At 37.1% G+C, this 12,180-nt stretch carries 11 protein-coding genes; 7 read left to right on the forward strand and 4 right to left on the reverse strand.

All coding sequences use genetic code 11. The features are described 5' to 3' along the window. Positions 1–2: 2 nt before the first annotated feature. Positions 3–944, reverse strand: a complete 942-nt coding sequence (locus I586_RS15290; RefSeq protein WP_010763780.1) for an AAA family ATPase — start codon at positions 942–944, stop codon at positions 3–5. A 233-nt stretch (positions 945–1,177) separates the two neighbouring features. Between I586_RS15290 and I586_RS15295 the strand changes: the two genes are divergently transcribed. After that, entirely contained in the window at positions 1,178–2,227 is a 1,050-nt protein-coding gene (locus I586_RS15295; RefSeq protein WP_010763781.1) for a zinc-binding alcohol dehydrogenase family protein, read from the forward strand. Positions 2,228–2,324: 97 nt separating this feature from the next. Here the strand turns inward: I586_RS15295 and I586_RS15300 are convergent, their stop codons facing one another. Further along, positions 2,325–4,301: a MucBP domain-containing protein gene (locus I586_RS15300; protein ID WP_010763782.1), complete on the reverse strand. Its 1,977-nt coding sequence runs from the start codon at positions 4,299–4,301 to the stop codon at positions 2,325–2,327. A gap of 332 nt (positions 4,302–4,633) precedes the next feature. Here I586_RS15300 and queG point away from each other — a divergent pair, with 332 nt between their 5' ends. Beyond that, complete coding sequence (gene queG, locus I586_RS15305; protein WP_010763783.1) at positions 4,634–5,779, forward strand: tRNA epoxyqueuosine(34) reductase QueG; 1,146 nt, start codon at positions 4,634–4,636, stop codon at positions 5,777–5,779. Between the two features lie 100 nt (positions 5,780–5,879). Here the strand turns inward: queG and I586_RS15310 are convergent, their stop codons facing one another. Beyond that, positions 5,880–6,179, reverse strand: coding sequence for a hypothetical protein (locus tag I586_RS15310; RefSeq protein WP_010763784.1), 300 nt, complete (start codon positions 6,177–6,179; stop codon positions 5,880–5,882). A 229-nt stretch (positions 6,180–6,408) separates the two neighbouring features. Between I586_RS15310 and I586_RS15315 the strand changes: the two genes are divergently transcribed. From I586_RS15315 to I586_RS15330, 4 genes are all read left to right on the forward strand, one after another. Continuing rightward, positions 6,409–7,113, forward strand: coding sequence for an NAD-dependent protein deacylase (locus I586_RS15315; RefSeq protein WP_010763785.1), 705 nt, complete (start codon positions 6,409–6,411; stop codon positions 7,111–7,113). A gap of 12 nt (positions 7,114–7,125) precedes the next feature. Then, on the forward strand, positions 7,126–7,965 hold the full coding sequence (locus I586_RS15320; RefSeq protein WP_010763786.1) for a chorismate mutase: 840 nt from the start codon (positions 7,126–7,128) through the stop codon (positions 7,963–7,965). 19 nt (positions 7,966–7,984) lie between these two features. Beyond that, positions 7,985–8,500, forward strand: coding sequence for a transcription repressor NadR (locus I586_RS15325; protein ID WP_010763787.1), 516 nt, complete (start codon positions 7,985–7,987; stop codon positions 8,498–8,500). A 175-nt stretch (positions 8,501–8,675) separates the two neighbouring features. Beyond that, positions 8,676–10,172 carry an aldehyde dehydrogenase family protein gene (locus I586_RS15330; RefSeq protein ID WP_010763788.1) on the forward strand — a complete coding sequence of 499 codons (1,497 nt, stop codon included), beginning with the start codon at positions 8,676–8,678 and terminating at the stop codon, positions 10,170–10,172. Positions 10,173–10,215: 43 nt separating this feature from the next. On the opposite strand, the gene I586_RS15335 is transcribed toward I586_RS15330, so the two are convergent. Then, entirely contained in the window at positions 10,216–11,196 is a 981-nt protein-coding gene (locus I586_RS15335) for an L-lactate dehydrogenase (protein ID WP_010763789.1), read from the reverse strand. Positions 11,197–11,543: 347 nt separating this feature from the next. Here I586_RS15335 and pth point away from each other — a divergent pair, with 347 nt between their 5' ends. After that, positions 11,544–12,110 carry an aminoacyl-tRNA hydrolase gene (pth, locus tag I586_RS15340; RefSeq protein ID WP_010763790.1) on the forward strand — a complete coding sequence of 189 codons (567 nt, stop codon included), beginning with the start codon at positions 11,544–11,546 and terminating at the stop codon, positions 12,108–12,110. Positions 12,111–12,180: the final 70 nt, after the last annotated feature.

Consider the following 12,180-nt stretch of genomic DNA (forward strand, 5'->3'; position numbering starts at 1 on the left):
CGCTATTTCCTAACGGGAACAGGTACGCGTGTAAGGAGTTGATCCAAAATAACCTGTACATTTTCAGTAGAAGTGGGATGTCCACCTTTTAGAAGAAGCCGATGGCCAAATGTTGCAGGTAAAATGAGTTGTAGATCGCTCGGCGTAACGTAATTTCTGCCTTCGGTCAAAGCAAAAGCCTTTGCAGCCCTAATGAATGAAATCGAGCCTCTAGGACTGATTCCTAGTGCGATTCTATCGTGATTTCGAGTGGCATGGACTAATTGCAACGCATATCTAGCAACTGCAGCATCAACGTAAACATCATCGACAATTCGTTTTAACTGGCTAATATCAGATGAACTCAAAATTTGCCTTATCTGATTCAATTCGTTTCCAGTTTGGTTTAAAATTAAATTTAGTTCATCTGAAAATTCTGGGTAGCCAACATGAAGTTTAAATAAAAAACGATCTAGTTGCGCTTCGGGTAAAGGGTATGTCCCTTCATAATCTAGCGGATTTTGCGTTGCTAAGACAAAAAAATGTTGATTTAAAGGATATGTTTGGTTATCGATCGTTACATGATTTTCAGACATAGCTTCTAATAAAGCGGCCTGCGTTCTAGGGGTAGTGCGATTGATTTCATCTGCTAATAAAACGGTTGTGAAAATAGGACCTTGATGAAATTCAAATGATTGAGAAGTAGTATTGTAAATCGAAACGCCTAATATATCGCTAGGTAATAGATCAGGTGTAAACTGAATTCTATTAAACGTTCCATGAGTTGCTTTTGCTAATGTTTTAACCATCATTGTTTTTCCAACACCTGGAATATCTTCAAATAAAACATGACCACCTGCTAGAAAAGCGGTCACAGTTAATTGGAGAACGTCACGTTTTCCTAAAATAACTTTCTCCATCTCATCGATCAGTAAAGTAATCTTTTGATGTGCTGATTCAAGCATACTGTGTAATCTCCTTCGTTTAAAGTCTAGCTGGGGATTTAAACGTGCATAAAGCTAGATCGTGTGTGTTTATTTTATTGTATAGATAACGATAGCTCTGTGCAAGGTATCCTAAGCTTTTCTTAACATAGTGTTTCAGACGATTGTCAGTTTTTTTTGTAAGACAAATAAATGTTAATCTTAAACTATTTGGTTCATACTACTAATAAAGAATGAAAGGGAGGAAAGAACAGATGCTGGAAAACAATCAAATGAGCGTCGTCGGTTTTTTTGAAGGGTTACCTATTGAAGAGGAATGTAGCTTTATTGATGCACAAAATACGATTCCAGTGCCTGATCAGCACGACATTCTTGTAAAAGTAGAGGCTGTTTCCATAAATCCTGTCGATACAAAATTAAGACAAACAGCCAAACGAACAAAAGAGATGCAGGTTTTAGGGTTTGATGGTGTTGGAAAAGTGATGGCAATTGGGAAGAATGTAAAAAAATTTTCGATAGGGGATCGTGTTTTTTATGCAGGAACCACCAAACGGGCTGGGAGCAATCAAGAATTTCAATTAGTTGATGAAAGAATCGCCGCGTTCGCTCCTAAAAATTTAACTAACGAAGAAGCTGCGACATTACCTTTAACATCATTGACCGCTTATGAATTATTGTTTGAAAAATTTGCTCTTATCCCAAAAGAGAATGCTAATCAAGGGAAAACGATTTTAGTGATCAACGGTGCGGGTGGTGTAGGATCGATTTTAAATCAACTTGCCCATTGGTCAGGAATGACAGTGTATGCTACTGCTAGTCCCAAAAATTTTGATTGGGTAAAAGAAAATGGCGTTGACTATCCACTTGATTACCATCAAGATCTTAAAAAGAATTTAGAAAAACTAGGTGTAAAAAATGTAGATTATATCGCTGTTTTATTCAATATCAAGCCTTATTTTGAGGTCATTGCAGAATTGATCAATCCTTTTGGTCACGTTGGAACGATTGTTGGTTTTGATGAACCTTTAAAAATTAGCGCTTTGAAGAATAAATCTGTCAGTTTCGATTGGGAATATATGTTTGCAAAAACAGACCTTGATTATCATATTGAAACACAGGGAGAAGCGCTTGCTCATATCACTGAGCTTGTTGAAACTTGGAAAATAAAAGCAACTATTGGGAAAGTGTACAAGAGTGGAATCAATGCTAAAAATTTGAAAAAAGCTACAGCAGATGTGGAAACAGGGCATATGATCGGAAAAGTCATCGTTAGCGGTCCTTTTAACGGAAGTTGCAGGAAGTGATTTTAGTATTGTACGTTTGGACAACTAAAAAAAGCTAAGAGGAAACGAAGGTAGTATAGTCCTTTCGTCTCCTCTTGGCTTTTTAGTTGCAAAATACTTATTTATCTTGTTTTACTTTTTTTAAAATATAGCGATAATGAACAAATCCAATAAGAAGGGTTCCAAGGACGAACCAGGCGTAGTTCGATTGTTCTCCTGTGGCAGGTAATCTCTTTTTAGCAGATAAGTTACTTTTCGTTCCTGCCCTAGGTGGTTGGCTATTTTTAGGCGCATCTTTTTGAACGGATCCACTAGAATTCTGAGTGTTGCTTTCAGAACTAGACGTTGTAGTGTCCGTTGTATCTGTTGTTGTATCAGATGGTGGGATGGACGAATCCGTCGATGTAGTCGGATCGGTTTTATTTTCATCTTTGGTATAAATGTACGTTACACTCTGTTTTTTTTCAGTATAGAAACCAGTCGTATTTCCTTGTACTTCTTTAAAAGTGTAGCCTTTGAAGACTAATTGCTCGGTTGTAAAAGGAGTTCCAACAATTTCAGTTTTGTCGATAGCTGCTCGAAGCGGAACGTTATTTGTGTCCACATAATTCACGCTAACGGTTCCTTTAACTTCTTTTGCTATCTCTTTATAAACAAACGTTACGGTTTGTTCTTGGTCAGAAAAAGTACCTGTTGGATTGCCGATTGTTTGGTGTAGTTCATAACCTAAAATGTCAGGGGCCTGAATCTCAAAAGATTGTCCTACTAGACCTTGACGCTCTTCACTAAGCTTCAATTCATTTCCAGCGATATCTTGATAATTGACCGTTACAGGTTTACCGTCGTCAACGACATTAAACTGGTGTAAATAAGTACCAGATGAAATAGCATAAAATGTAAAACCTGCCGGTTGGGCATAAGAGCCAGCTGGATTATTCAAACGTGCATTGTATTTAAAATTAGCCAGATTTTTCAACTCATCTTCTGAAACACCAGAAATCGTGATACCTAAATCTGTAATTTGTAGACGATTTGCAGGTAATTGTGTCCCGTTGAAATCAAGATAGGTGTTACTTGCAGAATTTGATGTTGAAAATGGCGGCACATAATTATCGAAATTTGTCAGTCTATTCGGCATTAATGAAAATGGAATAAATAGACTTTGTTGGTCAAAATCATAAGACAATGCAGAACGACCAATCGTTGTAGGTAAATCATTTCGCCCAGTATTTTGCCCAAAGGCGGCTAGATCACTGAGCATTGGGAAGTCATTGATAACCGTAAAATCTATAATGCCACAAAATTGTGCAGAAAGAGATCTTAGATTAGGTAAAGCTTTTAAAGGTTCAAGAGTCGTAATCCCCATATTTGAATCTAGGTAAAGACGTGATAATGAAGTGAGCTGAGCGATTTTAGGTAACACATTGTTGTCGATACTGGTAGAACCTAAACTAAGATTTGTGATCCCTGTACTTTTGCTTAAATCTGGGAAGTTAGCGCTAGTTAAACTCTTCGTTTGCAGCGTAACATAAGTCAAAGACGAAAGTTGTTCCAACGGACTAAAATCAGTGATACCAGTCGTTCCATTCAGAAAAATAGAATCTAAATTAAGCGCATTTTCTAGTCCGGAAAGGCTAACGATCTGAGCGGAACTAAGTGAAAGCGATGTGAGGCGTTCCATATCTGCTTGCGTTAATTCGCTACCAGCTGGTAAGCCAAGAGTCGTTAAAATAGCTTGTTTTAAAAGTGGGTCTGCGATAACCACAGTAGCGGCTTTAGGAGTGGGTGTCACAGAATCTGCTTCTACAATAGTTGTGGAATCTAATGTAGAAGGAGTTGTTTCGCTTTCGACCGATAGAGCAGTTGTCGCTGATTCTTCAGTACTGGAACTTTCCATTGTTGTAGACGATTCCAGCGTTGATTCGGTTGTTTCCGTACTTTCTTGAGCTTCAGAAGACATACTTTGTTCAGTAGCAGTGTTGTCTTCAGCAAAAACAAGAGATGAGAAAAGTAAAGTGGGCGCTAAAAGAGCAAGTAACATAAAGGTATGGCTCTTCTTTCTCCTATGTAATGGTGCGTTAGATCTTTTTTTCATATGTGTTTCCTCCAAGATTAAAAAATGATGTGTGTTAACGTAGTATAAAAACAGTATTGTAAATCATTTTATCATAATTATAAATAATAAATGTATTTATTATTTAAAAAAACATTAATTTTTATGAAAAAGATGCTGTATGTGCTGTTTCTAAGGCGTTTTCCTCTTTTTTTAAATAGTGGATAAATGATTAAAAAAATAATATTATCTGAAATTTAATTTTGAAGTGGAAAAGATGGAAAGCTATTTACTGGTGGATTATAATAGAATGGACTGTTGGGGAAATCGAAGAAACCAAGCCCATTCAGCTTTTAAAATAAGGAGTATCAATCATGACATTGAAGCAAAAAATTATAGCGGAGAGTAAGCGTTTAGGCATCGATAAAATCGGGTTTGCTTCGGCTGCTCCGTTTTATGAATTAGAAGAATCATTGATAGAACAAAAGGAACGTGGCTTTAACTCTGGGTTTGAACATCAAGTTATTGAAGAACGGATCTATCCAGAAAAGACATTTGAAAACCCAAAAACAATTATTTCAATTGCGTTAGCCTACCCAACTAAAATTGAAGGAAAAGTACCTCGAGATGAAAAAAGAGGAATGTTTGCTCGTGCTTCTTGGGGAATCGATTATCACGATGTGCTTCGTGATCGTTTAGCTAAACTGATCGACTTTATTCAATCCCAAGCTAAAGATCTTGAAGAAACACAAGAATGGCGTTTTGCTCCTCAAGTCGATACTGGAGAATTAGTGGATGTAGCGGTAGCTCAACGAGCAGGACTAGGATTTATTGGTAGAAATGGCTTATTGATCACAGAAGAATTTGGTTCATTTGTCTATCTGGGAGAAATCGTAACAAACATTGATTTTGAAGTAGATAAACCTGTTCCTTTTGGTTGTGGGGATTGTACCCGTTGTGTAACGGCTTGCCCGACCCAAGCGCTTTTAGGGAATGGTAGTATGAACGCTAAAAAATGTCTATCATATCAAACACAAACAAAAGGGATGATGCCAGAAGAATATCGAAAAAAAATGCATAATGTCATCTATGGCTGTGATATTTGTCAGCTTGTTTGCCCATATAATAAAGGAAAAGATTTTCATTTTCATAAGGAAATGGAACCAGAAGTTGATACAGTTTATCCTAAGCTAAAACCCATGCTCAGTATCTCCAATAAAGAATTCAAAGAAACATTTGGACATCTTTCAGGATCATGGCGAGGAAAAAAGCCATTGCAACGAAATGCCTTGATCGCATTAGCTAATTTAGGCGATCGCAGTGCGTTGCCAGAGATTCACAGATGTGCAACAGAAGATGTACGTCCTGTGATTAGAGGGACAGCTGTCTGGGCAATTGGAAAATTAGGCAATAAAGACTCAGAAAAATGGTTGGATGTCTTAAATGAATTGTTAGAAGTTGAACCAGAAGAAGAGGTACTTGAAGAAGTTAGAAAAGCAATCAAACAATTAGAAAAATAAAAGGCGCACGCATTTTATTATTGAAAATAAATAGAAAAGAGCCTGAAACATAACTTTTTGAGTTATGTTTCAGGCTCTTTTGATTATCAACAAAGGAATATTAAGCTTTTGCAGCTTCTTTTGGTTCGCGGCCTAAAATGGCTTGTAAGATCGTTAAGACGCCGTATGAAGCTAAGATTGTGTAAATCAAGCTTGAATAAGTTGTAATATCGAAATCCCACGTTTTGTAAATAACTAAAACAATTGCTAAAACAATACCTGCAAGAACGTTGAAGAATGCAAATGCCCATAGATTTCCATTTTCTTTACGTGAAAGATAATAAATCGAAAACCATAGACTTAATACGCCCCAAGCGATGCAGACTAAAATCGCTGCCCAATAAATAATAAATGCTACCACGAAGTTTCACCTCACTTTTATACATTATGTATTCTATCACGTTCTCTTTTGTTTGTCATGAAAAGACAGTGAAAAACCTATCATTCTTAAAAGCTTCTCACTTGAGTTTCTTCCCGATAATTTCATGAGGAATCTGTTTTTTTAGAAAGAAAAATAAAGCATTTCTTTTCATTTTGTTTTCTCTCTACTCCTTATTTACGCTATAATAAATTTAATGGGAGATGAAACGATGCAAACAATTGATAAAACTAATGCGATAACTCTGATCCAACAAGCGAAAAAAATCGTATTCTTAACAGGAGCAGGTGTTTCTACCGCTTCAGGTGTACCGGATTATCGTTCATTAACTGGAATGTATAAAGGAATTGAGCAACCAGAATATTTATTAAGTCAAACATGTATGCTAGACGAGCCGGAGAAATTTTATGCATTTGTCCAATCGCTGTATCATCCTGAAGCTAAACCTAATAGTATCCATACAACATTAGCCGAATTAGAAAAAGAAAAAAAGGTATGGGTCATTTCTCAAAATATAGATGGACTTCATAAGGCTGCAGGCACCCGAAATCTAGTTGATTTTCATGGCAATCTATATGATTGTTATTGTAGAAAGTGTGGGCAACCAGTTCCAGTAGAGAGCTATTTAATGTCTGATCGACATGAACTGTGTGGTGGGCAAATTCGCCCGAATATCGTCTTGTACGAAGAAGGATTAGATCAAAATGCAATCAGTGTATCGATTGAGGCGGTTGCGAATGCTGAATTGGTCGTTATTGTTGGGACTAGTTTTCAAGTACATCCATTTTGTGACTTGATCCATTACGCATCAGATGCCGTGAAAATTCTAGTGATCAATGAAACAACGGTTCAATTAAATAAAGAAGCTTATTTTTTAAAAGAAGATGCAACGAAGGTCTTTTCAAATAATAGATAGAGGAGTTTTAATATGGAAAAAATAAAATCAGAGCGACAAAAAATGATTGATGGTGAGCTTTATTTTGCGGGTGATCCAGAATTAGCAACAGCACGAAAATTTGCGAGAGAACAAATGAAATTGATCAACAAAGAAGAAGATAGACAAATTCGACGTCAATTAGTAGAAGAAACATTTGGAACAACAGGAACAGGCAGTTACATTGAGCCATCAATCAGTTTTGATTATGGATTTAATATTCATGTTGGGAAAAATTTTTATGCTAATTTCAATAGTATTTTTCTAGATATATGCCCAATCACGATTGGCGATAACTGCATGTTTGGTCCTAACACTCAATTATATGCAGCGACCCATCCGTTACACCCAGTTAAACGCAATAGTGGGTTGGAGTATGGAAAACCGATTACGATCGGCGATAATGTTTGGTTAGGTGGTGGCGTGATCATTACCCCAGGTGTGACTTTAGGGGATAACGTCGTAGTCGCAGCGGGTTCTGTTGTAACGAAATCATTTCCAGATAATTGTGTGATCGGAGGCAATCCAGCGAAGCTCATCAAAGAAATCGAACTTGAGGAAAAACGTGCGCCTTTGACGATCGAAAGAGAGAAAATTGATGTTTTGGATAAAAAAATTGTAGCATTGTTAGAAGAGCGCATGAATGTAGTCGAAGCAATCGTTGATATTAAAAAAACAGCAGACAAAGAAATTTTAGATACAACAAGAGAACAAGATGTATTGAACAAAATCGATACATATATCCAAAATGATACGTATAAAGAAGTAATCAAAGAAACCTACCAAGGAATCATGGATGCCTCAAAACATTTTCAGCAAAAGAAAATGAACTAAGGTGTTAGGAGGGGATTGAATGGACGGCGTGGAAAGAAGAGCAGCAATTCTAGTAGAATTGGAATCTGCAACAAAACCAATCAGTGCCAGTCGTTTCGCGAAAGAGTTTAAGGTTAGTCGCCAAATCGTCGTTGGAGATGTTGCGCTGTTAAGAGCTGCAGGTTATGAAATCATTGCAACGGCTAGAGGCTATCTGCTTGAAAAAGAACATCAAGGAATCATTCGGAAAATAGCATGTCAACATACACCAGAACAGTCAAAAGAGGAATTGTTAACCATTGTCTCTTTAGGTGGTGAGATAATAGATGTCATAGTTGAACATCCAATTTATGGTGAATTAACAGGTGGCCTACACATTCGTATGGAAAAAGAAGTAACAGAATTTATTCAATCGTATGAGAAAAGTAGCGCTGCATTACTTTCTGAACTAACCGGTGGGATCCATCTTCATACCATTCGTTGTGAAGATGAGGAATCATTTAACAAGATTGAGTCAACTCTGGCACAAAAAGGAATTTTATATAGAAACGAATAATGAATAGACATAAACAAGTCTACGGTGATTGTTTATGTCTATTTTTTCCAGAAATTGAATAGACCAATTTTGGAAAAAGAGGAAAAATAGAGAGATATTTCTAGTTTTTATTTACTTTTTTATTTTTAAGGCTATAATGTAAGCGTAACCAAAAAAAGAAAAGGAGTTGTTTTTAGTGAGTAGACCAATCGATATTCGTAACTCGCTGGATAAGGAGTATCAACTGTATATTGACGGGAAATGGACAAGTGGTTCAGAAAATCAAAAAATCATCAGCTACAATCCGAGTAATGGAGAAAAACTAGCTGAATTTATTGATGCGACACACGAAGATGTTGATCAGGCGGTAGAGGCAGCTACAGTAGCATTCGAAAAGTGGAAAGATGTAGATGTTGTGACACGTAGTAACTTATTGTTGAAAATTGCTGATTTGATCGATGCAAATACAGAGCATTTGGCATTAGTTGAAACGTTAGACAATGGAAAACCTTTGCGTGAAACGCTCTCGATTGACGTGCCAGCTACAGCGGATCATTTTCGTTATTTTGCAGGAGTGATCAGAGGAGAAGAAGGCTCTGTGAAAGAGTTTGATCAAGAGACGCTTTCCATTGTGATCAAAGAGCCAATCGGTGTCGTTGGTCAAATTATTCCTTGGAATTTTCCTTTGTTGATGGGCGCATGGAAACTTGCACCAGCGATTGCAGCTGGGAATACAGTCGTGATTCATCCCTCTTCGACAACGTCCCTAAGCTTACTTGAATTATTCAAATTATTTGATCAAGTGTTGCCTAAAGGCGTTGTAAATTTAATTACGGGAAAAGGTTCAGACTCAGGGAATTATATGCTGGAACATCAAGGGTTTGATAAGTTGGCCTTTACAGGTTCGACAGAAGTTGGTTATACAGTAGCGAAAGCAGCTGCGGATAAATTGATTCCTGCAACGTTAGAACTAGGTGGGAAATCAGCTAATATTATTTTTGATGATGCAAATTGGGAACGTGCATTAGAGGGGGTTCAACTAGGTATTCTGTTCAATCAAGGGCAAGTTTGCTGTGCGGGATCTCGTGTGTTTGTTCAAGAAGGGATTTACGATAAATTTGTAGCAGCTCTAAAAGAAAAATTCGAGAACATCAAAGTAGGCTTGCCTTGGGAAGATGGCGTGCAAATGGGTGCTCAAATCAACGAAAAACAATTGAAAGATATCTTAAAATATGTTGAAATCGGGACTAAAGAAGGCGCAACGTTAATTACAGGAGGGCGTAAAATCACCGAAAACGGATTGGATCAAGGAGCGTTTTTAGAACCGACCTTATTAGCGGATGCCAATAATATGATGTGCATTGCCCAAGAAGAGATATTTGGTCCAGTCGCAACGGTCATGAAGTTTAAAACAGAAGAAGAAGTAATTGCTTTAGCTAATCAATCTGATTATGGTTTAGGTGGTGCTGTTTTTTCACAAAATATCAATACAGCAATTCGCGTAGCTCGTAAGGTAAGAACGGGTAGGATGTGGGTCAACACATATAATCAATTGCCAGCAGGTGCACCATTTGGCGGGTATAAAAAATCTGGAATCGGACGTGAAACACACAAATCAATGCTAGATGCTTATACTCAAATGAAAAATATTTACATTGTGACAAAGGAAGAACCAGATGGTTTATATAATTAACGCAAAAAAAAGAATCGCCACCAATTGGCAGCGATTCTTTTTTTTAATTATTTTCAGCTTCAAATTTATCAAAAGCGGATTTAATTACTTCTTTTAATGCATTAGCAGAAGCGTTCATACGATCTTTTTCTGAATCAGTCAATGGGATTTCAATAACTTGTTTGATTCCTTGACGGTTGATTACAGCGGGTGCTCCGATGTAGATATCGTTTTGTCCATACTCACCATCTAAATAAACAGAAAGTGGGAAGACAGAATCTTCATCATCTAAAATTGCTTTTGTGATTCGTGCTAAAGCTGCAGCAATTCCATAGAATGTTGCACCTTTTTTCTCAATGATTGAATAAGCAGCGTCTCGTACGTTAAAGAACAAGTTAACCATCGCTTCTTCATCGACATCAGGATTGTTTTTGACCCATTCATAGATTTGTAAACCAGCAACATTGGCGTGAGACCAAACTGGAAATTCAGTATCGCCATGTTCACCTAGAATATAAGCGTGGACGTTACGAGCGTCTACATCTACTAATTCAGCGATTGCTTGGCGGAAACGGGCAGAATCAAGTGAAGTTCCTGAACCGATAACGCGTTCTTTTGGAAATCCTGAGAATTTCCATGTAGAATAAGTTAAAATATCAACTGGATTAGCAGCAACTAAGAAAATTCCGCTAAAACCAGAATCAACGATTGCTGTAACGATTTGTTTGTTGATTTTTAAATTTTTATGAACTAAATCGATTCTTGTTTCGCCAGGTTTTTGTGCTGCCCCTGCAGTTAATACAACAAGATCAGCATCATGGCAGTCATCGTAAGTAGCAGCGTAAATCTTTTTAGGAGAAGTAAAAGCTAACGCATGAGATAAATCTGCGGCATCTCCTTCTGTTTTCTTTGTATCTATATCAATAATACCAACTTCTTGTGCAATATTTTGAGTGACTAAGGCAAATGCATAACTAGATCCGACAGCGCCATCTCCAACTAAAATAACTTTTTGGTGGTCTTTATTTCCTACTGCTGCAGTCATGTGTACCATTCCTTTCAGTTAATTGTTTTATCACAATGATAATACCACCATTTGTGAGGTTTGTCACGTTTTTTGTTTTTAATATTAATACAGTTTTACGAGGTGTTTCATAAGAAAACTCTTTCATGTGCGGTATTTCACTATTTGTCATTTGAGCAACAATCTTATTTACGAAATAATTAAATGAAGCTTACGGCTTTTTTAAGAATTTTTAAGCGTCGGCATTTAGGTGTTTTATGGTATAATTAGAAAAAAACTGGGCAAGGGATTCTCCTGTCCAGATATTTTGTGTTGGAGAATGAATAGGAAAGCACTTAAAAACCCTTGTTAAGGAGAAGAATAAATAGATGAAAATGATCGTTGGATTAGGTAATCCAGGAAGCAAATACCAAGAAACAAAACATAATATCGGTTTTATCACGGTAGATGAAATCGCTCATCGATACAACGCAACATTTAATAGAAGTCAATTTGAAGCAGATGTCGCAGAATTTTTTATAGGGACAGAAAAAATCATGTTGATCAAACCTCTTACATTTATGAATGAGTCAGGCCGTTCTGTAGGGCCATTGATGACTTATTATGGCGTAGAAGAAGCGGATTTGATCGTTATTTATGACGATCTAGATTTGGATATCGGTAAGATTCGATTACGCGAAAAAGGTAGTGCAGGTGGACATAACGGGATTAAAAGTTTGATTTCTCATTTAGGAACGAACGTGTTTCCGAGGATCAAAATCGGCATTGGCCGTCCAATTGGCAGTAACACAGTTGTTCATCATGTACTGACCGGTTTCCCTAAAGATACGCATGAAGAAATCTTATTAGCCGTTAAAAATGCGGCAGATGCAGCGATTTATACCTGCGAAGGGCATACTTTTGTTGATACGATGAATCAGTTTAATGGAAAGTAAGTATAAGGTGAAACGAAACGTTGTTACCATTGTGTTATCTAGCTAAGCAGGCTAATTCCCTTGGAAATAG

Source organism: Enterococcus moraviensis ATCC BAA-383 (assembly GCF_000407445.1).
GTDB lineage: Bacteria > Bacillota > Bacilli > Lactobacillales > Enterococcaceae > Enterococcus_L > Enterococcus_L moraviensis.

Excerpts from the sequence above, each read along its gene's own strand:
- I586_RS15290 (WP_010763780.1), bottom strand. The coding sequence starts at position 944 with ATGCTTGAATCAGCACATCAAAAGATTACTTTACTGATCGATGAGATG.
- I586_RS15295 (WP_010763781.1), top strand. The coding sequence starts at position 1,178 with ATGCTGGAAAACAATCAAATGAGCGTCGTCGGTTTTTTTGAAGGGTTA.
- I586_RS15300 (WP_010763782.1), bottom strand. The coding sequence starts at position 4,301 with ATGAAAAAAAGATCTAACGCACCATTACATAGGAGAAAGAAGAGCCAT.
- queG (WP_010763783.1), top strand. The coding sequence starts at position 4,634 with ATGACATTGAAGCAAAAAATTATAGCGGAGAGTAAGCGTTTAGGCATC.
- I586_RS15315 (WP_010763785.1), top strand. The coding sequence starts at position 6,409 with ATGCAAACAATTGATAAAACTAATGCGATAACTCTGATCCAACAAGCG.
- I586_RS15320 (WP_010763786.1), top strand. The coding sequence starts at position 7,126 with ATGGAAAAAATAAAATCAGAGCGACAAAAAATGATTGATGGTGAGCTT.
- I586_RS15325 (WP_010763787.1), top strand. The coding sequence starts at position 7,985 with ATGGACGGCGTGGAAAGAAGAGCAGCAATTCTAGTAGAATTGGAATCT.
- I586_RS15335 (WP_010763789.1), bottom strand. The coding sequence starts at position 11,196 with ATGACTGCAGCAGTAGGAAATAAAGACCACCAAAAAGTTATTTTAGTT.
- pth (WP_010763790.1), top strand. The coding sequence starts at position 11,544 with ATGAAAATGATCGTTGGATTAGGTAATCCAGGAAGCAAATACCAAGAA.